Origin of the sequence: Carboxylicivirga litoralis (genome assembly GCF_025499605.1) — a bacterium.
GTDB classification, from domain to species: domain Bacteria; phylum Bacteroidota; class Bacteroidia; order Bacteroidales; family Marinilabiliaceae; genus Carboxylicivirga; species Carboxylicivirga litoralis.
Window position 1 is genome coordinate 83,708 of sequence record NZ_JAFMVC010000008.1, and the last position, 21,135, is coordinate 104,842.

General features: G+C 38.6%; 17 protein-coding genes. 5 read left to right on the top strand and 12 right to left on the bottom strand.

Going from position 1 to position 21,135, the window contains the following annotated elements; translation table 11 throughout:
• Nucleotides 1-71: 71 nt before the first annotated feature.
• Entirely contained in the window at nt 72-1,670 is a 1,599-nt protein-coding gene (locus J1N10_RS09635) for a hypothetical protein (protein WP_262326488.1), read from the bottom strand.
• Between the two features lie 421 nt (nt 1,671-2,091).
• Between J1N10_RS09635 and J1N10_RS09640 the strand changes: the two genes are divergently transcribed.
• The 3 genes from J1N10_RS09640 to J1N10_RS09650 are packed head-to-tail and all read left to right on the top strand — an operon-like array spanning nt 2,092 to nt 6,012.
• Nucleotides 2,092-5,073, top strand: coding sequence for an AsmA family protein (locus tag J1N10_RS09640; protein WP_262326489.1), 2,982 nt, complete (start codon nt 2,092-2,094; stop codon nt 5,071-5,073).
• A gap of 38 nt (nt 5,074-5,111) precedes the next feature.
• Nucleotides 5,112-5,681: a DsbA family protein gene (locus J1N10_RS09645; protein WP_262326490.1), complete on the top strand. Its 570-nt coding sequence runs from the start codon at nt 5,112-5,114 to the stop codon at nt 5,679-5,681.
• A gap of 10 nt (nt 5,682-5,691) precedes the next feature.
• A complete protein-coding gene (locus tag J1N10_RS09650; protein WP_262326491.1) occupies nt 5,692-6,012 on the top strand; it encodes a hypothetical protein in 321 nt (106 codons plus the stop codon).
• A 101-nt stretch (nt 6,013-6,113) separates the two neighbouring features.
• Here the strand turns inward: J1N10_RS09650 and J1N10_RS09655 are convergent, their stop codons facing one another.
• From J1N10_RS09655 to J1N10_RS09695, 9 genes are all read right to left on the bottom strand, one after another.
• The gene (locus tag J1N10_RS09655; RefSeq protein WP_262326492.1) at nt 6,114-6,647 is read right to left on the bottom strand and encodes a peroxiredoxin family protein; all 534 of its coding nucleotides are present in this window, start codon (nt 6,645-6,647) and stop codon (nt 6,114-6,116) included.
• Nucleotides 6,648-6,697: 50 nt separating this feature from the next.
• Nucleotides 6,698-7,744, bottom strand: coding sequence for a tRNA 2-thiouridine(34) synthase MnmA (gene mnmA, locus J1N10_RS09660; protein ID WP_262326493.1), 1,047 nt, complete (start codon nt 7,742-7,744; stop codon nt 6,698-6,700).
• A gap of 346 nt (nt 7,745-8,090) precedes the next feature.
• On the bottom strand, nt 8,091-8,867 hold the full coding sequence (locus J1N10_RS09665; protein WP_262326494.1) for a prephenate dehydrogenase/arogenate dehydrogenase family protein: 777 nt from the start codon (nt 8,865-8,867) through the stop codon (nt 8,091-8,093).
• A gap of 104 nt (nt 8,868-8,971) precedes the next feature.
• Nucleotides 8,972-10,069, bottom strand: coding sequence for a bifunctional 3-deoxy-7-phosphoheptulonate synthase/chorismate mutase type II (locus J1N10_RS09670; RefSeq protein ID WP_262326495.1), 1,098 nt, complete (start codon nt 10,067-10,069; stop codon nt 8,972-8,974).
• Nucleotides 10,070-10,071: 2 nt separating this feature from the next.
• On the bottom strand, nt 10,072-11,250 hold the full coding sequence (locus J1N10_RS09675) for a pyridoxal phosphate-dependent aminotransferase (RefSeq protein WP_262326496.1): 1,179 nt from the start codon (nt 11,248-11,250) through the stop codon (nt 10,072-10,074).
• Between the two features lie 4 nt (nt 11,251-11,254).
• Complete coding sequence (locus tag J1N10_RS09680; RefSeq protein WP_262326497.1) at nt 11,255-12,154, bottom strand: prephenate dehydratase; 900 nt, start codon at nt 12,152-12,154, stop codon at nt 11,255-11,257.
• Between the two features lie 313 nt (nt 12,155-12,467).
• Nucleotides 12,468-14,522, bottom strand: coding sequence for an ATP-binding protein (locus J1N10_RS09685; protein WP_262326498.1), 2,055 nt, complete (start codon nt 14,520-14,522; stop codon nt 12,468-12,470).
• A gap of 55 nt (nt 14,523-14,577) precedes the next feature.
• A complete protein-coding gene (locus tag J1N10_RS09690; RefSeq protein ID WP_262326499.1) occupies nt 14,578-16,446 on the bottom strand; it encodes an ABC-F family ATP-binding cassette domain-containing protein in 1,869 nt (622 codons plus the stop codon).
• 100 nt (nt 16,447-16,546) lie between these two features.
• On the bottom strand, nt 16,547-17,689 hold the full coding sequence (locus J1N10_RS09695; RefSeq protein ID WP_262326500.1) for a 1-acyl-sn-glycerol-3-phosphate acyltransferase: 1,143 nt from the start codon (nt 17,687-17,689) through the stop codon (nt 16,547-16,549).
• A gap of 234 nt (nt 17,690-17,923) precedes the next feature.
• Between J1N10_RS09695 and J1N10_RS09700 the strand changes: the two genes are divergently transcribed.
• Nucleotides 17,924-18,268, top strand: coding sequence for an STAS domain-containing protein (locus J1N10_RS09700; RefSeq protein ID WP_262326501.1), 345 nt, complete (start codon nt 17,924-17,926; stop codon nt 18,266-18,268).
• 20 nt (nt 18,269-18,288) lie between these two features.
• Here the strand turns inward: J1N10_RS09700 and J1N10_RS09705 are convergent, their stop codons facing one another.
• Nucleotides 18,289-18,636: a carboxymuconolactone decarboxylase family protein gene (locus J1N10_RS09705; protein ID WP_262326502.1), complete on the bottom strand. Its 348-nt coding sequence runs from the start codon at nt 18,634-18,636 to the stop codon at nt 18,289-18,291.
• A 54-nt stretch (nt 18,637-18,690) separates the two neighbouring features.
• Entirely contained in the window at nt 18,691-20,049 is a 1,359-nt protein-coding gene (gene miaB / locus J1N10_RS09710; protein WP_262326503.1) for a tRNA (N6-isopentenyl adenosine(37)-C2)-methylthiotransferase MiaB, read from the bottom strand.
• A gap of 212 nt (nt 20,050-20,261) precedes the next feature.
• Between miaB and J1N10_RS09715 the strand changes: the two genes are divergently transcribed.
• The gene (locus tag J1N10_RS09715; RefSeq protein ID WP_262326504.1) at nt 20,262-21,104 is read left to right on the top strand and encodes a universal stress protein; all 843 of its coding nucleotides are present in this window, start codon (nt 20,262-20,264) and stop codon (nt 21,102-21,104) included.
• Nucleotides 21,105-21,135 lie beyond the last annotated feature (31 nt).

Sequence of the window (21,135 nt, forward strand, 5' to 3'; positions counted from 1 at the left end):
TGGAATCTTTATCAGCGTATTGCAAATAAAGATGCCATCCTTTATAGTCTTATGTCTTTAATCTTTCGTCTCTAAAAATTATAATACAAACTCTTCAGTGAGGTTCTCACGCCAAAATACACATGCTGAGTGTCCATGCTTTCGTTATCATTCTCCAGTTTTCTGATGCGCGCTCCGGCTACAATATTAAACATGTTGCGCGGGTTGATTAAGAAGGAGATATTGACATCTGCATTGTAAACATTCGTTTCTAATCCCTGTCCAATAGTATGGCCATAATCATAGGGGCGTTGTGTGTTGGGCTTCATCACATCTTTTCCCCAACTAACACCATCGCCATAATCATCACCATATTGGGTAGCCATTAGTTCGGCTTTAAATAACCAACGGTTTTTGCGGTACTTTAATATAGCTAAGCCTTCGCGGAAGTTCGCACCCAACACGTGTGCCATGGGTTGATTCAAGTGACTGTAGGAATATATACTCGTGTAGTGCGAATAGGTGTAAGGCCTCACCTGGTTGTATTCCAGCTGTAAATCCAATTTATCAATACCAAATAAGTCAAAAGTGCGGGCGCCTAACTGGAAGCCATGTTTGTTGGCCCACCATTGGTTACCACCAAACACCTCGTCAAACTTAAATTCACCCAATACAAATTGGCTATATAATGTGAGCCAATCGGCGGCAATATAGCGGGTGTTTAGTCCCATGGTCACATTATCAGGTGAGCCCAGATTATACTCCACTGGTCGGAAGAAACCAAAAGGATTGAGGTAGTGCATATCAAAACCGCGATGTCCGGTTGTGTCCTGCTCGGCATACACCACGTTGGCATATAGCCCAATGCTTAGGCGTTTATTCACATTCCAATCCAGATACTGATGTACACCATATTTGCCATCAAAGCGATAATCTCTATCGGCTTTAAATTGGTCATACTCCAGCATCTTGTTCCACATGATCATGTACTTGATGTTCCAGAAGTCGGCCGTCAGTTTGACGTAAGGATAACTAAAAGCACCATCAGATAATAAAAGTGAACGATGACCATCGCCGATAAAATGCTTGCCATTACCTAGCTGGAAATTAAAATATTTGACGAAGTTAAAGCCAATATAACCGGTAGCCTGTGCATAATCATGACCATTAGTGCCAAAGTCTTTTCGTTGCCCTTCACCGGGCATCATGCTGGTTTTCTGAGCAAACTCATTGATGTAATTAGGTACTACGGCCTGATTTTCCATGAAATCGGTGTAGAAATACAGATGTTTGCCAATATTTCCTTTAATAAACAAGCCGCGTGTATTCTTCCAGGTGTTCAAGCCTTCATCGTTTTCACGTCCGGCTTCGAAAGCAAAAATAGGATTGACTACAATGTTTATATCGCCTTTATCAAGCTTCAATAAATCATCGTGAAAGATACGTTTCCAAAAGTTCAGATGACCATCTGGAACTCGCAGGCCGTCATACAGTACCGAGTCAGTATTGATAATGGCATTCAGTTCATCCATCCGATACTGTCGGACTGAAGTATGAAAACCGGTACCTGGTTTGTACACATGTCTTTCGAAAGGAGAGTAGTAAGGATCTTCGTAATGACTGACAGATTGTGCGCTAAGTGCACTATAAGATGAAATCAGAAGGGCGAATAAAATTAGCCTTTGTATCATGGAGAAAAGTTATTTTTAAAACGAATATACGATATTAATACGAGCATCCTATACGCCGCAGGAAAAGCAAGGTTTCATGGAAGGAATGATACTAAACAATAAGGCATGAAAAAAGAGCTAAAAGCCGTTTCATCTCTCGTTATCCCGCAAACGGTAATACTTTCACCAGGATCCTCGTACCCTTATTATAGCGAGGTGCCACAGCTTTTGGCTCCATAACTGAATTCGAAATCTCATCCTCGAGACAATCTCTAATTTACTATATGTAGTTTCTGTTGTCAATACCATTAGCGCTTTATTTATCTAATGATTAAAAAAAAGAAGTTTTTGTGCTAAAAGGTGCGCATACCGGCTTTAAATCATAAATTTGTCTTTAACAATAATTATCGCACCAGAGCTTGGGACTATTGATTATTTGAATATGAGGCTATTAAAGAAGATTCTAATTTACACATCCCTTGTGTTGCTTGGGGTGTTTTTGTCGTTATTACTGATTGCTGAGCTGGCTGAAAATAAAGTCGCTACTATTGCTTTGAATCGCATCAATGAAGGTGTTGATGCTACTATTTCAGTCGGTAATATTGATTTATCACTCATTACTAATTTGCCAGATGCTACCTTGGAATTTAGTGATGTTGAAGTGATAACACCTGGCGATACACTCACTCAAATTGAGCGCTTATATATTTCTGTGGAGCTTTGGCCTTTGCTCAAGAGTCGTTTTAATATTACCGAAATAAGTCTTGAGGGTGGATGGCTTAACTATCAGGTTGATAGCCTTGGTAAGAGTAATTTCGATGTATTTTTAGCTGTGCCGGAAGAGCAGGAGGCAGATACAACTACTAATGAATTATTCCTGTCGTTGAAGCATTTGGCCCTCAATAATATATTCTTTTCTTATACCGATAAATCTAGTGACATCAATGCATGTTTATACATCGACGAAGGGTTAAGCAAGGTTTATATTGACAACAATAATCAGAAAGCGGCATTTAAAGGTGTATTGCGAGCCAATCAATGTCAATATCCGCAAAGCAAGCTTCATTTAATGGAGGAGCTAAAGGTAGAGTTGGATGTGTCTTATTTTAACGACAAACTCACTATTGCCGGCTGTGATATTGAAACGGATGGTGCCCGTTTAAAAGCCAATGGTGAAATTCACCTGGCGGATGATATTTATACCGATGTGCGAATTTCCTCGTCTGTTTTTGATATCAGGGAGTTGAGTAAATACATTCCGGATACTTTATTGAGTAACTACGATGTGCGCCATGTGGCCGGTATAGCTACTTTGCAGGCCAATATAAAAGGCATTTATAACGATAGTGTCATGCCCAAGATAGATGCCTGGCTACAGTTAAATGAAGGTAGCGTGGCGCTTGGTAATTATCCGGCTGTTAATCACATTAAGTTTACAGGAATGTATTCCAACGGTGAATTGATGAATAACGAAACCACACAACTGGCTATTGATACACTCTCGTTTGCAGCAGGTGGAAGTCGTGCATTTGTGACGGCCAATATTCAAAACCTGGATGCAATAGCGTATCGGGCTAAAGCGAAGCTACAGATCGATTTGGGAGATATCTATTATCACTTGCCCGATTCCGTTGTTGATGGTTTGAGCGGACAAATGCAATTACATGCTTCAACACAAGGGCAGGTGCCTGAAACGATAGATGAGCATTTTGCTGACTATGTGATGGCACGCACACACATCAATTTGCACTTAGCCGATGTTGGTGTTCAAATGGATTCTGTGATTTCTTTGGAGAAAATGAACGGACAGCTGAGCTATGGCGACCGGACATTTAGGCTTAATGATTTTTCTGTTCGTTTGCCCGACTATGGTTTAAGTGTTACCAAAGCCAATGTAGCTGCCAGCTATAACGGACAATTGGCCAGGATGAATACCCTGGGTCTTAATATCTCTAATTTTGATATTGCTACAGTACAAAGCCGATTTAAGGGAGAAGCCAGTTTTAGTCATCCTGATTATCCCGAATATCGACTGGACGCCACGGCCAAATTGGGTCTTAGCGAGTGGATGGCTTTTGCGCCCGATTCACTTCTAAAGTCAATGACGGGTTCTGTAAGTGCTTCGTTAAAAACGGCCGGTCGACTTCATCTGGATTCGATTGCCAACAATTTGATGGAAACACTATTCATGCATAGCGAATTAAGTGCCGACCTTAACGATGTAGGTGTTGAGATGGATAGTTATCCTGTAAAAATCAGTCACCTGAGTGGAAAAGTAGGCTTGTCAGCCGATTCTCTGAATCTCGAAACTGTATCGGGCGACTTTAACGGAATTACTTTCGATGCCGATTCCTCCTTTGTCAAGCATATCTATACGGCCTATTGGCTCAATCAACCCGATACCATTATGGCGGAAGGCTACTTTAATTTTGGGGATATTGATTATGCTATGTTTGAGCCATTTATGGTTGAAGAAGTTGAAGAAGAGCCTACTGAAGCAGCCGAGCCTGCCGAACCAGCGCGTTACCATTTTGCCGCTAAAGGAAAGCTGTCGGCCAATAGTTTTTGGTATGACAATGCTTTGTTGGAGAATATGAGTGCCTTATACAACGTGTCGGATAGTCTGTATATTGCCGACCAGATAAAGATTGATGCTTTTAAAGGACACATGAACAGTTCGATTAGAGTAGAAATGTTGCCCGATGATGGCATGACGATTAACTTCAAAAACAGCACGAAAGGACTCGATATCAATCAACTCTTATACGACTTCGACGACTTTATGGATTATACTGATGAGGTGTATATCAGCCATAATCAATTGAGTGGGTTGTTTAGTACTGATAACCTAAATGGTGAGTTAACGTTTAAAGGTGATTCGATTGATATGAATTTAATCAAACTAACTGCTAATTTGACGTTGGAAAATGGACGTTTAAGTAATTACCCAATTACAACAGAGATGGGAAAGGATTATAATATAGATGGTCTGGAAGACTTGCAATTTAAAACTTTAGATACAAAAGTGTTTATTTATAAACAAGCTGTTTATATGCCAATGACGAATGTAAAGTCGAATACGTTTGATATTACTTTGTTTGGAAGACAGGATTTTAATCTTGATTGCCAGTATCACCTTAGATTCTATTTAAAAGAGATCTTACGAAAAGGGAAAACCAATCGATTAGAACGGAAACAATCAAAAGAAGATAAGGTAGATGACTATGGAGGAACTAAAGGGCTTACGTCAATGTTTGCTATATACAAAGTTGTTAATGGTGATGTTGAGAAGAGTTTTTTGGAAGGGAAGAAGTCCGAAGATAGGCGTATAATGCAACGTTTAATAAATAATAAGGAGGGAATTTATGAGTTTTACTTCAAACCAAAATTTGTGAAATACAATACGAAAGTATTGGTGGACTGATTATGAAGAGATATTATTGGTTAATAAGTTTAATTCTAATGCTTTTATTGGTATTAGGATTTTACATTACAAAGCTTAGCAAACATAGAGATGTGCTTGTTGCTATTAATGAGGATGTATCAAATAGCATTGTGCTTGGTGCTTCTGATGCACCTGAAACTATTACCTTGTTTTTTGATTATAATTGTAGGTTCTGCAAGAACTTCTTTTCAGATGTATATCCACAGCTAGATGAAGATTATATACAAACTGGTAAGGTGAAATTAAACCTTAGACTTGTATGTTCTGAAAATGATAAATTTGCTTTACTAGCATATCAAACAGCATTGTGTTTATATAAATTTGGAGAGTTTGATAAATTACATAAACTATTACTGCATCAAAGTAAAGTGATGTATACAGAACAATTTGTAACTTTAGTAGAAGATTATATTGCCATTAATGAGATGGTTGGTGAGTGTATAACTGAGTCGAACAATCAAGAAGTTTTATACAATATTTATCAATTTGAGAAGTTAAAAACAAAAGGAACGCCTACCTTTGTCATAAATAATGGTGTTATAGTAGGTTACCAGAGTTACGAATCAATTATCAAGAATCTTAATTAATAGTTTTGAAATGAAAAAGGTTAAATGGTTTATTTGTTTGATGGTCGTGGTTGCTATGGTGGGTTGTAGTGATGATGATGAAACGTGTGAAAGGTTAGATGAAGACTTCAAACCAGAAGAGTGTAAGAGTGACAATATTTCAGTGTGTAGTGATGATGATGGTGGACGATATTTCATCTTCAATGGGGAAACTTATGATACCTCAGATGAGTTATCTTTGGCATGTTCTCCACAGGCTTCGGCTGAAAGATTGCAGATGATTAAGATGGAATTTGATGAAGCAACATTGAAGCTATTCAACGAAGCGCGCTCAGCCGCCATCTGCGACTAACAATATTATTTAAACAAGGATCGCATCTTAATAAGCAAAATGCCTGTTAAGATGCGATCCTTGTTTTATGCGTTCCTTTTTTACAATCAGTTTTAAAACCTTTATTCCCAAAAGCGATACCAGGCTTTGCGTTTTAAACGGCGGAGTTTTCTATCTAACTCATCACCTCGCAGGTTAGTAGCAATTATAACACCTTCTTCATCAATCAAAAAGCTGTAAGGCACACTGCGGATGCCATATTGCTTAGCAACCGAGTTGCGCCAGCCTTTCAGGTCGCTCACATGGGTGTCCCAAATAAGCTTATCGTCTTCAATGGCTTTTTGCCAGGCTTTTTGTTTCACATCGAGCGAAACACTTAAAATGGTAAACCCTTTAGCTTTTCCAAATGTTTCGTTTTTATAAAGATTGTAGGCTTGTACCAGGTTTGGATTTTCCTTTCGGCAAGGGGCACACCACGATGCCCAAAAATCAATGAGTACTATCTGGCCTTTAAACGATGATAGAGAAATGGATTCACCATTGGGCATTTGCTGAGTGAAGTCGGGTGCTTGATCACCAACGCCATACGTTTGCGCCTCTACATGTGTTGAAGATAGTACGAAACTGGCAATTATAAATGCAAATAGTACTCTCATACCGAATGGGTTTTATGCTGCTAAGATAAGCAAATAAATAATTTGGGGTATCAAACAATGCCACCTGCAATAATCATGTCATTGGTATAAATAACAATGGATTGCCCCGGCGTAATGGCCCAAACTTTTTCGTCAAAATCAATATGTAATTGATGATTAATAATGTTTATATGGCCCCAATAGCCCGGCACACTATCCAAGCCCCGAATGCGGATAAATAGCTTTTTATTTTTCCAGAGATATTCATCTTTACAAATGCTAAAATCTTTTAGTGTCAGCGACTTTGTGTTTAGCGAATCCTTTTCTCCGGCGATTAATTGTTTCGTTTCAGGCTTGATGGCTATCACACATTTTCCTTTTGCCACACCTTCGATACCGCGGCGCTGCCCAATCGTGTAGAAGGGAAATCCATCATGATGTCCCAGTACGTTTTTTTGTTCATCAATAACTTCGCCCGGTGAAAAGGCCGGATGGTCTTCAGATAATAAGTTTGTCAGGTAATGTCGGTAGTCAGTGCCTGCTAAAAAGCAAACGCCCATGCTCTCTTTTTTATCGGCTATTTCGCCATAGCCTAATTGACGAGCCAGTTGGCGAACTTCTTCTTTATGTAGGGCACCTAATGGAAATAGTGCTTTGCTAATCACTTTCTGTGATAAGTTCCAAAGGAAATAGGACTGATCTTTATTGGGGTCTTCTCCTTTTTTAATAAAGTATTGACCATTCACACATGCTTTCTGCACATAATGACCTGTTGCTATAAACTCACAATCCAGTTTTTGAGCCAATTCAAGTAATAGTTTCCATTTGATGGTTTCGTTACACTTAATACAAGGATTGGGGGTTCTGCCATTCAGGTACTCATCAGTGAAATATTGAATAACTGTTTCTTCAAACTCCTTTCTGCAATCAATCAGATGGTGAGCAATATTGCGTTCTTTTGCCAGTTTTTGAGCAGCTATTATGCTGCTGTCAGTAGCATCAGTATGTGTTTGCAAGGTTGCACCAATTACTTCATAGCCCTGTTGTTGCAACAAAACAGCCGACATGGAACTGTCCATGCCACCACTCATCCCTAATAAAACTCTCTTTTGTTCCATAATACCGGGGCGAAAATAGTAAAAATAGTTACTGCTTAGAGGTCAGAAGTGATGAGTAAAAGTTATTAGTTTAGGGAAGTAACTGATGTTATCGCTATAAGCGATGACATCAGTTTATTCTGTTGCAAAAATAATAAAAGAAGTCTGGAGTTCTCTAAAAGATAAGGAATGGCCTCTGCAGCTAACAGAGCCAGTTAGTTATAACTAATAGCGGCTGTTAGTTATAACTAATGATTGTAAATAGTTACTACTAATGGGTGTTGTTAGTAGTAACTATTGTTAAAAATAAAAAATGCCCGTTGTTCATAAATGATCAACGGGCATTCGCCATTCACTATTATCGGTGCTATTCTTCAATGTTTTGTCTTACTTTATTTAAAAAGACCTGCATGCCTTCTGAATCTTTATTGTCGATGAGTTGCAATAAGTGTTTTAGTTGAAAACGAATATTCTCCACCTGTTCGTAGGTAAAGGGGTTGAATAATATTTCGGTCAGCAAATGATCTTCTTCCGATAGCAAGCCTTTGGCAATGTTCATGTGTTTGGTAAACGTTGTACCCGGAGCTTTCTGGTGTTTCATGCATGCCGCAAACACCAGTGAAGACGAGAACGGAATAGACAATGAATAGGCAATGGTTTCATCATGCGCATCAAAGCTATATTCATGAATGTTAAGGCCTAGCGATGCATAGAAATCTTTGAAAAAAGCCTTGCCTAAATGATCACTTTGGCTGATGATGATGGCATGGTGCATACTCAAATCCTTAAGATTGGCAAAAGTGGGGCCAAACATGGGGTGCGTAGAGACATAGTGCATGCCACTTTGCTCATAAAATTCCTGTAGTCCGGTTTTTACCGATGAGATATCTGATATGATACAGTCTTTGGGTAAATAGGGCAATACTTCTTCAAAGGCAGGCAAAGTATATTTGAGACTCACTGCATTGATAAGTAGTTCTGGCCCAAACTCTGTTATCTCTTCCAGTTGGGTGAGTCGTTGCGTGTTAAAAACATAGCGAAGCCGGGTAATATCTTTATCAAAGATAGCCACTTCATGCTGAAGGCAAAGGGCATCGGTTAGCCATGTGCCCATTTTTCCCGCTCCAAGAATACAAATTTTCATTGTTTTAGTATCAAGTATTGAGTTCAAAGACTTAAGATGCAAGACATAAGATGTAGAGTATAATATTCTGTCTTCTGTCTTGCTACTTCTGTCTTGTGTCTATTTTATTTTTTAGCCAATTCTTTATTCATCACCTTGTTCTGGCGATTAATTGATTCTTCGTGAATGTGCTCATAAACCTTCACTACAAACTCAGGACTTAAACCAACTTCTTCTGCCTGGCGTCGACGGTTATTCATTACCTCGTCGTAACGACGTGTTTGCAGAATCGTAATGCCATTTTCGTATTTGTATTGACCAATGGCTTCTGAAATTTTCATACGTGATTTCAGTGTTTCTAATAATTGCTTATCAATCTGGTCAATTTTTAAACGCAACTCGTCAAGGGTAACACGAGGCGTGTCGCCAATGGCCGAACGACGTACCACCAGCTTGCTCTTAATTTCTCCCAGTTGTTCGGGTGTTACCTGCTGGCTGGCATCGCTCCAGGCTTTCTCTGGGCACATGTGCGATTCAATGATAAGCCCGTTGAAGTTTAAGTCCATTGCTTCTTGCGATAAATCAGCAATCATTTCACTTTTACCTGTGATGTGACTTGGGTCGGTAATAATTGGTAACTCTGGAATGCGACGACGTAGCTCAATAGGAATCTGCCATTCCGGGTTATTGCGGTATTGGCTTTTGTCGTAGGTGCTAAAGCCACGGTGGATAGCACCAATCATTTTAACTCCGGCACGGTTAACACGCTCAATGGCACCAATCCACAACTCTAAATCAGGATTGACCGGGTTTTTAATCAATACAGGTTTATCAACGCCCGTCAAAGCATCTGCCACTTCCTGTACTGCAAATGGATTGGCTGTGGTGCGTGCACCAATCCACAGCATATCCACCCCAAATTTAAGCGCTTCGTACACGTGGTGCGCATTGGCCACCTCAACAGCCACGAACATACCTGTTTCTTCTTTTACTTTTTTTAGCCAGGGCAAACCAACCGTTCCAACACCTTCGAAGGCGCCTGGTCGTGTGCGTGGTTTCCAAATACCGGCTCTGAATATTTTTACGCCTTGAGCAGCCAGTTGACGGGCTGTTTCTAATGTTTGTTCCTCAGTTTCGGCGCTGCAAGGACCGGCGATTATAATCGGACGTTTTAATTCCAATCCGGGTAGTGCAAGTGGTTGTAGATCTAATTTACTTTCCATGGTTATTTAGTTTTTAATGCGTTAATACGTTGTTTTGCTTCTTGTAATACGGTTTGATTGGTACATAAACTGATGCGAATATAGCGCTTGCCTTTATCGCCAAAGATGAATCCTGGCGTGATAAAAACATCACAGCCATATAGTATCTCATCAGATAATTGACCACTGTCTTTATAGTTGTCTGGTATTCGGGCCCAAACGAACATGCCAGTCTGGTTTATATCGTATTCGCAATTGAGTAAATCCATTATCTCATGAACCAGTACTCGACGTTTTTTATATTCACTGTTTACCGTATTGTACCAATCAGTATCCAATTCAAGCGCTTTGACAGCTGCTAATTGAAGCGGTTTAAACATCCCTGAGTCCATATTGCTTTTGACACGCAAAATGTACTGGATAAATGTAGGATTTGAAACGGCCATGCCAACGCGCCAACCTGCCATGTTATGCGATTTACTCAATGAGTTTAGTTCAATGGCAATATCTTTAGCCCCTTTAAGACTCATAATGCTTTGAGGATTGTCGTTTAAAATAAAACTATACGGATTATCGTTGATAATGACAATACCATGCTTCTTGCCGAAAGCAATTATTTTTTCAAAAAACGCTTTGTCGGCATTGGCGCCTGTGGGCATGTTTGGGTAGTTAATCCACATTAGTTTAACCTTGCTTAGATCTTGCTTTTCAAGTTCTTCTATATTTGGCAGCCAATTGTTGTGCTCATCCAGATCATAATGGAGAAGCTTTGCCTCGGCAATTTTGCTGGCAGAGGCATAGGTTGGGTAACCCGGATTTGGTACCAGTACACTATCGCCGGGATTGACAAAGGCCATGGTGATGTGCATGATGCCTTCTTTTGAACCCATCAATGGTAGTATTTCCGTGTTTGAATTTACTTCAACATTATAATGTTTATTGTACCATCTTGACATGGCTTCCCGTAACTCGGGAATACCAACATAACTCTGATAGCCATGGTTGTTCTCAACAGAGCTTTGTTTATTTAATTCTGCCAATACATCAGGAGCAGGAGGCAAATCGGGGTTGCCAATGCCCATATTAATGATGGGCTTGCCTTGTTGACGAAGTTTTTCTAATTCCTTCAGTTTGATGGAGAAGTAATACTCTTCAACGGTGCCAATTCTGTTGGCTGGTTGTATATGGTTTTGTGTTTGCATATGCTTAAAGAGCTTTCTGTGTTTCTATATGGCCATTATTAATCGGGTACGATTGTCCTCCTTTTTCATATTCACCCAATGATTTCAATTTGCTGGTTAAAGGTCTGATAGCATCAAGTGATTGTAAATAGCGTTTGTAATCAGTAAAGGTTAAATCAACATAGAAAAGGTATTCCCATTCTTGCCCCACAATTGGAAGCGATTGTATTTTAGTCAGGTTGATGTTATAAAATGCCAGAATTGTCAGAATCTTTGACAGGCTTCCTTCCTCATGAGGTAGTGAAAAAACAACGGACGACTTATTAACTCTGTTTTCAAGTAATAAGTTGTCAACTTCTGTCTTGCCTCTGTCTGACACAATCAGGAAACGGGTGAAATTCTTTTTATTTGTCTCAATATTCTTTGCCAAGGTCTTCAATTCATACATCTCAGCAGCCAATTCAGAAGCAATAGCACCAATACCTTCTAGTTTTTCATCAGCAATGCGTTTGGCACTTAGAGCAGTGTCTTCTGACTCAATCAGCTTGATGTGAGGGTATTGCTTAAAGAAAGCTTCGCACTGAGCAATGGCCATAGGGTGTGAGTATACTTCTTTAATATCTTCTATGGTTTGACCAGGTAAGGCTAAAAACTGGTGTTTAATGCGTAATTTGTATTCACCAATAATCACCAGATCACTGTCTTTTAACATGGTGTAGTTTGGTAAAAGACTTCCAACCAAAGTATTTTCAATAGCAATAATTCCATAACAATCACGGTCTTTCTTTAGTGTTTCAAACAAATCAGGAAAGGTGAGACAAGGAATTATTTCAAGATTTTCATCTTCAAAGTATGCTTTAGCGGCAATTTCGTGGTTGGCTCCCGGCCACCCTTGAATGGCTATTTTTTTCTTTGTTTGGTTCATTGTTTTGAATTATGGTCATAAAAAAACCCGCCTTACTGAGGCGGGTTTCAAATATTTTGTATCATTTCGTTTATATCATAGAATGCCCACCTCTTTAACTGTTGCTAAAAAAGAAATAATAAAAGTTATAAAAGAAAATGTGAGCCATCATTGCTTTGTTTATGTGTTGCAAATGTATAAATATATTTGTGATTGCAAAACTGTGAGCAGATATTTTAATTAAAAAATAATTTGACACGATTTTATTCGTAGAACTTACAACCTGTAATTTGTATTTTTCGCTGCGCTTTTTATTTACGAATATTGTGTGAATCTATTTTCTGGAATTGAGAACTTGCGCGTTGAAAATAGTTGTTCCCGCTGGTTCAATTTTACGCTTAAGTGGATGAACCAGGTAGAATGTACTTCCTTTACCAACTTCAGATTCTAATCGGATGAATCCGCCCAATTGTTTAATTAAATCATGGGCAATTGTCAAACCTAAACCAGAACCACTTGCCTTTTTGATTTGGTTGTTTTCAACTTGAGAAAAGCGTTTGAATACTTCTTCGTGTTTATCTTTTGGAATACCAATGCCCGTGTCTTTAACGTAAATGGTTAGATGTGCGTTTTCTGTATAGGCACCGAGTGTAATGCTCCCTTTATCGGTGAATTTAATAGCGTTTGTTAATAAGTTGAATATTATTTGCTTAATTCTTACCTGGTCTGATTCAAGCTTGAGTGATTCGTCAACTTTTGAATCGAGTATAATGTCAAGAGCCTTGTCATATTTATTAATTTCGCTTTTAAACTGCTCGTAAGTTTCATTTAAAAGTTGATCTATTTGAAACAAACTGTAGTGCAATTTAACATGACCGGATTCTATTTGCGAAAAGATAAGTATATCTGAAATGAGTTTTAACAATTGATTGCCATTGGATTGGATGATATGCAGGTAACTTTTTTTCTCCTGTGTGGATAATGATTCATCTTCCAGAAGCTCTGAGAAACCTATGATGGCATTCATTGGAGTTCGAATTTCGTGCGACATATTGGCCAGGAAAGCGGATTTAAGGTAATCAGACTGTTCTGCTTTTTCTTTGGCTTTGATTAGTTCTTGCTCATGTTTCTTCTTTTCTGAGATGTCTGATAGGATTTCCACGAAACCAATGTGTTGATGTTCATTGTCAAAAACCGGATGTGTTTTATGTATATATGTCTTCCCTGAAATTTCGCTTACGTGTTCTCGTACTTCAGTTCTGTTAGTCAATAAGCTGGTCTCAAATTGGCAAAATTCACATGGCGTATCACGTTTAAAATTGGCCTTGTAGCACTTGGTGCCTACCAATTTTTCGAAAGGAGTATCGCTGGTTTTCTTAAACGCATCATTAGCCCATACCAAGTTATAGTCATTGTCGATAAATACTACCTGTTCATCCAGGCTGTTAAGAATCAGTGTTTTTTCGTGCTCAATCTGTTTAATCGTTTTTCCTCTTTGAGCGCTTATTTTTCTGGCTTCATGAAGTCGGTCTGTGCGTTTCTTTACGATGCTGCGTTGGATCAGTAATGCAATTATTAAAATTAAGGTTAAGCCGGATAGGGCATAAGTAAGGTATAAAACCCAGGTTGTTGATTGCTTAGCATCTTTAATTAACCATTGATTGATGGTGTCTTGATATAATTCGGGTTCTTCTAACTTAAATTTAATCAAAGCCTCGTCAACTTTATCCAGCAGCGGTTGTGATAATGGTCCCCCGGCAAAATGAACGTTTACAGGGTTGAATAGAATGGGGGTTACTCTTAGTTTTTGGTCAAGGTTTTGACGGTAGCCAAAAAGTTTGTTTACAGCACCTGCTTCAGCTTCATTATTGTTGATTTTATTAAAAACTTCAGTAGGGTTTTGGCACCAAATAATTTCAGCATTGATGTTAAAGTTGGCTAATAGCTTTAATAAAGCCTGAGCATGGATGTCACCTTTTTCTAGCGCCAGTTTTTTATGCTGCAGATCAGTTATGCTTTCTATTCTACTATTTTTATTAGTATAGATAATGCCCCAGTTGGTAAAGATGGTTTCGTTAGAGAAGTTAATTAATTGTTCGCGTTTCTGGGTGCGGGCAACTGTTGTTAATAGTTGAATTTTACCATATTTAAGGGCGTCAATTCCTTCTGTGAAAGTAAGTGGTATATAATCGATGTGCCAATTGTTCACATCTGCAACTTTGTTTAGCAAATCGATAAAAATACCTTCAGCTTGATTAGTGGAATCAATACTGCATAGCGGTGGATTGTAATGCACCCCCACTTTAATTGTTTCAACAGCATTAGCCGATGTGTTAAGGCTTAGGAATAGAGCTGCCTGGGTCAGGAGTATTTGGAGTTTTTTGCGCATAAAAACAGGTAAAGCGTCACAAATATAGTATTTTACCTATACAGTTATTATAAAGTTAGTTATCCTCTATCTCTTTTAATTCAAGCCAACGCATTTCCTTTTCATCTAGCGTATCCATTATGTCGTTCAGTTGTTTCGATTTTTCAACCAGTTCGTCAGAAGCCAGATTGCCCGAGTTTAATTCGTTCTGGAGATCCTCTTTCTTTGTTTCCAGTTCCTGGAGTTCCTGTTCAATTTGCTCCAGCTCTCTCTTTTCTTTGTAGCTAAGCTTTTTCTTTGGATTATTGGGCTTTGGTTTTTCAACAACCGTTTCTTGTTTGGTGGCTTTTGTTATTTGCCGCTCTTCGTGTTTCTTTTGTTTATTGTAGTCGCTATAACTACCAACAAAGTCTTTAATGCGACAATTACCTTCAAAGGCAAACAGGTGATCGGTTACTTTGTCGAGGAAATAACGATCGTGTGAAACGACAATGACACAACCTTTAAAATTCGTCAGATAATCTTCTAATACATTTAAGGTGAATATGTCGAGGTCGTTGGTGGGCTCATCCAGAATTAAGAAGTTAGGATTTTTAATCAGGACAGTCATCAACAAAAGACGCTTTTTCTCGCCACCACTTAGCTTATTAACTTGCACATAATGCATTTCATTTGGAAACAGAAAATAGCGGAGGAATTGAGAAGCTGACATACGTTTGCCTTCGCCCAATGAAATATCTTCTGCAATATCGGTGATAACTTCAATGACTTTTTTATTATCATCAATTTTAATTCCTTCTTGACGATAATAGCCAAATACAACAGTTTCGCCTTTTTCTACTTCACCAGCATCGGGTTGAAGTGTTCCTGTTAAAATATTGAGGAAGGTAGATTTGCCTGTTCCATTTTTTCCAATGATTCCTACTTTTTCGTAAGGCGCAAATTTGTAGGAGAAATCTTTTATGAGCTCTAAATCGTCAAACGACTTAGAAATGCTGTGTAAGTTGATGACTTTTTTGCCTAATCGCGCTTGTGATATGCCTAATTCAAGATTCTGTTCATTAATATTTTGATGAGCCTTGTCTTTTAAATCGTAAAAGGCATCAATACGATATTTAGCTTTAGTAGCACGTGCTTGTGGCATTCGGTTCATCCACTCTTGCTCCGTTTTTAGTAGGTTGCGTGCTTTTTCTATCTCGGCCTTTTTATTAGCTAATCGTTCTTGTCGCTTCTTTAAAAAGTAGGAATAATTGCCTTGGTAGCGGTAAATAGTCTCATCGGCCAACTCAATAATTTCATTGCAAACGCGATCCAGGAAATAGCGATCGTGAGTAACCATCAATAAAGTTGCTTTCGATTTAGAAAGATACTGTTCCAGCCAGTCTACCATTTCTAAATCCAAATGGTTGGTTGGCTCGTCTAATATCAATAATGAAGGCTCACTAATCAGGATGCTTGCCAGAGCCACTCTTTTTTGTTGCCCGCCCGAAAGTTCGGATACAGGCTGGTCGAAACGGGTGATTTTTAGCTGCGATAATATCTGCTTAATGCGTTGTTCGTAATCCCAGGCTTGGAGGATATCCATTTTTTCGATGAGCGCTCCCATTGCTTGCTGATCGTTTTTTTCAATCGCTTGCTCATAGGCTTTAATGGTTTGTACCACTTCGTTATCAACATTGAAAACTTCCTCAATAACCGTATGCTCTTTATTCAAATACGGATCTTGAGATAGGTAGCCCATTGTAATACCATTTCGCAAGGTTACTTTTCCTTCGTTGGCTGGTATCTTTCCACCGAGTATATTGAGTAAAGTGGTCTTTCCAGCTCCGTTACGGGCAATCAATGCCACTTTTTGTCCTTCGTTTAAACCAAATGAAATATCATTAAAAAGGCGAATGTCGCCCCAGTGTTGTGTCAGATTTTCAACTGATAAATAATTAATCATAGCCTGTTTTTATCGAGTCACAAAGGTAATATAAAACTCGGAGGGCTACTATTGGCGTAGTGCAAATAGTAGCCCTCCGGGTAATATGCCAGCTTGTATTTTATTTATCGTCGTTAGTGTAAAAATTCTTAACCGGATTGGCATACATTTCGAGCAATGATGAATGTAAGAATTCTTTGTCACCATCGATTCGCGACAGGTGTTCATCCAGGTAGGCCAGGAAGGTGCTTTTATCTTCGTTGGTGTATTTATTGATATGACGTGTATGATTAGTGAACAAATCATCGGCAATAAAATTACCCGGGAAGAACTTGTAGTTGTTATGTATTTGGTTGTCAATTATTTCAGCCAAAGCTTGTAGCTGGTCATTCTTAACCAATTCATTTAATTCTTTTAGCTCCTTCTTTATTGGCGTTCCAAAGCTAAAATGAACACGACCTTTTCGGCCTCTTAGTCCGGCGCCCATGTGTTTTAAATCGTCAGCCTGTGTTTTTTTGTATTCAGGATTATCACGTTTCATCTGAAATTCCAGTGCTTTCAGATAATCGCACGGATCGTATTCATACGAAATGGATAGTGGCACAATGTTAATTTCCTCAAAGTTCTTAGCAAAATCACCATTTCCACTCATATTTAGCATTTTTAGCAGGCTTACCTGTGTGCGATCGTCACCATCTTTCGAACGGCCCTCGCGTTGCGCTATCCAGATACTTTGGTTTCGCTCAGTCAGACTTTGTCTGATATACGTTGAGAGACGTTTAGTACTTTCCATCATCTGACGAACTGGTAAATTGCGTTCTACGATGAATGACTTGTTCAATTTTACCAAATCAGTAATCCATGGATAGATTAGCAGGTTGTCGCCAATGGCAATTTCAGTGGTGTTAAACCCATTTTCCACCATCAGAATATTTAGTATGGCTGAGTCTAGTACAATATCACGATGGTTGGAGATAAACAAATAATGTTCGTTGGGATCCAACTTATCCAACCCTGAATGTGTAATGCCCTTAGTGGTAGTTCGAAGTACCTCTTTTACGTATGGATAAATCACTTCGGTTTGAAATTCCCGGATTGATTGTATGCTTAATAACTTATTGAGGAATTGCTCGGTTGAGAAATTAGGGTAGAGGAATTTAACTAATTCCAAAAAGTTGACTTCATTAATTAAGCGCTCAAACACTTCATGAATCTCTTCGTCATTGTATGGACGAATCGAATCAAAGTTTAATTCTTTTCCCATTTCTATTCTATAAAGTTTATGGCAAAATTACGGCAAACAATTGTGTTTATGAAATTATATAAACTTTTAACTAAAAAGGGGGGTGTTTTGTAAATGGATTAATTCCATAAAATGGAAAAACATTCTTTTGAATGGATAAATTGAGAAGTTGCTAAATTTATATGCACTGATAATAAGATAGATAGAAAAAGTGGCACAGGCCTTGAATAATTCCTGGCACAAACACCCGAAGTTATGATACGAGTAAAAGTTTTTAAGAATACCACGTTAATGTCCTTTGATAAGAAGGAGAGTTTAGATCTTCAAACATCTAAACAATTCAAAAACCAAATGATGGACATATTAAAGAAACCTTTTACAAATCTGTTTCTGGATTTAGAGAAGGTAGAAAATGTTGATGCGGAGGGATTGAATACTTTAATGGCAGGTCAGCGTTTGTCAGAAATGAATCAAAGTCAGCTGAGCTTGTTTAACGTGAAGGAGGAAGTGCTTAAATCAATGAAAAAGTATGACCTCGACAGCTATTTTTTCTTTTGTGACCGTCCAAAGCCCTTTTCTGATGACCTATTAATGGTTTAAAGTTAAGGATTCCAGGAGGCTTAGGCCTCCTGGTTTATAATTTCCCAATATTCAATGGCACGTCGTGTGTGAGGAATAACAATGGTTCCTCCAACCAGGTTAGCCACGGCAAATATTTCCATCATTTCATCGTGGGTAACACCTTGTTCATGGCATTTCTCTAAATGGTATTTAATGCAGTCGTCGCAACGCAACACCATTGAGCTTACTAAGCCTAACATTTCTTTTACTTTTGTAGATAAAGCGCCTTCCATATAGGTATTGGTATCTAAATTAAAGATGCGCTTCATCACTTTATTGTCACCTGCCAGAATTTTTTCATTCATGGCCTCCCGGTATTCGCGAAACTCTTTTACTTTTTCGTTCATGGTTATTATAAGCTAATGGCTATCAGTTGCCCCAATAGCCAGATGGTTTATGCTTTAAAGCGCTTCTCCTTTCAGAGTTGCTTGTGTGGCCTCCTTAATCACAACCTGAACCAAATCGCCGGTTTTGAATTCTTTCTTAGGGAATACCACCACTTTGTTTTGAGATGTACGGCCGTATAGTTCTTCTTTCGATTTTTTAGATGTGCCTTCCACTAATACTTCAAATGTCTGACCAATATCGCGTTGGTTACTTTCAAACGATAATTGATTTTGTAAGTCGATAATCTCCTGCAAGCGACGACCTTTTACTTCTTCTGGAACGTTGTCTTCCATGTTTTTAGCGGCATAAGTGCCCGGTCGTTCTGAGTATTTAAACATAAATGCTGAATCGTAACCGGCCCATTTCATCAAACTTAATGTTTCCTGATGCTCTTCTTCTGTTTCACTATGGAATCCGCAAAATACATCGGTTGATAAACCGCATCCCGGTAAAATGCGTCGGATGGCTTCAATCCGATCCATGTACCATTCGCGATCATATTTACGATTCATCAATTTAAGAATGCGAGAGCTACCCGATTGCAAGGGTAAATGGATGAACTTACAAATATTATCGTGTTTGGCCATTACCTCCAGTGTTGCATCACACATATCTTTTGGGTGAGAAGTTGTGAAACGAATGCGCATATCAGGGAAGCTAGCAGCAACAAAGTCAAGCAATGCCGGGAAATTCATTTTGTTATCTTCTGCCTCGTAGTTATAGGAGTTAACATTTTGCCCCAGCAATGTTACTTCTTTAAAGCCCTTGTTGTATAAATCCTGAATTTCTTTTTTAATACTTTCTGGCTGACGACTTCGCTCACGACCTCGTGTATATGGTACAATACAGTACGAGCAGAAGTTATTACAACCACGCATGATGGACACAAATCCTGAGATCTTGTTCTTGCCAATTCTCGATGGAATAACATCTGCATATGTTTCATTGGTTGAGAGCTCAACATTAATGGCTTTATCGCCACGCTCGGCCATACCAATTAAGTTGGGTAAATCAAGATAAGCATCGGGTCCAACAACAATATTGGCTCCTTGCTCGAATAATTTGTCTTTTACACGTTCGGCCATGCAGCCAATAATCCCGATAATTAAGTTGGGTTTATTTTTTCGCATAGCAGTCAGCTGCTGCAAACGGCCTAAAACGCGCTGTTCCGCATTATCGCGTATGGAACAAGTATTGATAAATACAGCATCGGCATCGTTGATGTCATAACTAACGCCATAGCCATCCATTTCCATCACAGATGCCACTACCTCACTATCGGCCACATTCATTTGGCACCCGTAGGTTTCAATAAAGAGTTTTTTCTCGCTCTTACTGCTAATCAAAGGCTTTACCTCACTAAACTCCATCATTTTTATCGACGATTATTTTTTTGATTGTCATTTTTTTAGGAGCAGCAAAGTTAATGCTTGTATTAATAATGACAAGTATAATCGCTCTGAATTACTTCAATCAAATAAGTGTTTCCATATTTTGGAAATTAGTACTTGTTCGTTCATTTGTAATGATTTAAAAGGTATTTTTATTAACTTTATTCAGCACTGTTAACTTAAAATTCCTCACCATGAAAGAAGTATTAATTCCCGTTGATTTCTCTGAAGAATCAGTCATAGCTTTAGAGTATGGTATTGATTTGGCCAATCACCTGCAGGCCAATGTACGTGTCATTCATGTCAAAACCGATTCAGTTATTGTTCCCTTTTTTACAAATGATTTAGCTACAGATACTTTAAGTCAGGATGTAGAAGCCTGGGCACAAAAGCTGCATGACAAATTTGTGAAGAACTACACTGTTAAATGTGGCTATTTTGATTTTAAAATTCGCGAAGGCAATGTTGTCAAGGAAGTTTGTAATCAAGCTAGATATGGTGACTCAACCCTTATTGTTTTAGGGGCACATGAAGATTCTTCTATTAGTGCAAAATGGGTCGGAAGTCCGGCTTACCGTTTGGTGGCACATTCTCCATGCCCTGTTATTGTAGTTAATAAACGTATGAAAATGAAACATGAAATCTCCAGTATTGCGTTGCCCGTCGATTACAGCATTGCCAGTCGGAAAAAAGTACCGGAGATTGCTGGCATGGCACGCTTGTTTGGTGCCGATGTTCATGTGGTTGGATTAAAAACGGCAGATTTAACCTGGATGAATAAGGAAATGAAGAACTATGTGAAGCAGGTAAAGCAGTTTATTAGTAATAAAGCAAAAGTTGAAGTTGTTGAGGCTGTTTTAACCGGAAGAGAGTATGCTGAGAACTTACTGACTTATGTTGATGAAAACGATATTGATTTGGTAACCACTCATGTACATCATACGCCTAATCCATTTGTCAGAATTTTTCAATCATTTACAAACGATTTAATTAATAATTCTATAAAACCTGTTTTAGTTATTCCTACAAAAGATTAATCTAATCATTATCTTTGCCACTCTATTAAGT

Coding starts and splice junctions, on each gene's coding strand:
- J1N10_RS09675 (WP_262326496.1), bottom strand. CDS start 11,250: ATGCAAACACAAAACCATATACAACCAGCCAACAGAATTGGCACCGTT.
- J1N10_RS09645 (WP_262326490.1), top strand. CDS start 5,112: ATGCTTTTATTGGTATTAGGATTTTACATTACAAAGCTTAGCAAACAT.
- J1N10_RS09635 (WP_262326488.1), bottom strand. CDS start 1,670: ATGATACAAAGGCTAATTTTATTCGCCCTTCTGATTTCATCTTATAGT.
- J1N10_RS09650 (WP_262326491.1), top strand. CDS start 5,692: ATGAAAAAGGTTAAATGGTTTATTTGTTTGATGGTCGTGGTTGCTATG.
- J1N10_RS09680 (WP_262326497.1), bottom strand. CDS start 12,154: ATGAACCAAACAAAGAAAAAAATAGCCATTCAAGGGTGGCCGGGAGCC.
- J1N10_RS09715 (WP_262326504.1), top strand. CDS start 20,262: ATGAAAGAAGTATTAATTCCCGTTGATTTCTCTGAAGAATCAGTCATA.
- J1N10_RS09685 (WP_262326498.1), bottom strand. CDS start 14,522: ATGCGCAAAAAACTCCAAATACTCCTGACCCAGGCAGCTCTATTCCTA.
- J1N10_RS09705 (WP_262326502.1), bottom strand. CDS start 18,636: ATGAACGAAAAAGTAAAAGAGTTTCGCGAATACCGGGAGGCCATGAAT.
- J1N10_RS09695 (WP_262326500.1), bottom strand. CDS start 17,689: ATGGGAAAAGAATTAAACTTTGATTCGATTCGTCCATACAATGACGAA.
- mnmA (WP_262326493.1), bottom strand. CDS start 7,744: ATGGAACAAAAGAGAGTTTTATTAGGGATGAGTGGTGGCATGGACAGT.
- J1N10_RS09640 (WP_262326489.1), top strand. CDS start 2,092: ATGAGGCTATTAAAGAAGATTCTAATTTACACATCCCTTGTGTTGCTT.
- J1N10_RS09670 (WP_262326495.1), bottom strand. CDS start 10,069: ATGGAAAGTAAATTAGATCTACAACCACTTGCACTACCCGGATTGGAA.
- J1N10_RS09655 (WP_262326492.1), bottom strand. CDS start 6,647: ATGAGAGTACTATTTGCATTTATAATTGCCAGTTTCGTACTATCTTCA.
- miaB (WP_262326503.1), bottom strand. CDS start 20,049: ATGATGGAGTTTAGTGAGGTAAAGCCTTTGATTAGCAGTAAGAGCGAG.
- J1N10_RS09690 (WP_262326499.1), bottom strand. CDS start 16,446: ATGATTAATTATTTATCAGTTGAAAATCTGACACAACACTGGGGCGAC.
- J1N10_RS09700 (WP_262326501.1), top strand. CDS start 17,924: ATGATACGAGTAAAAGTTTTTAAGAATACCACGTTAATGTCCTTTGAT.
- J1N10_RS09665 (WP_262326494.1), bottom strand. CDS start 8,867: ATGAAAATTTGTATTCTTGGAGCGGGAAAAATGGGCACATGGCTAACC.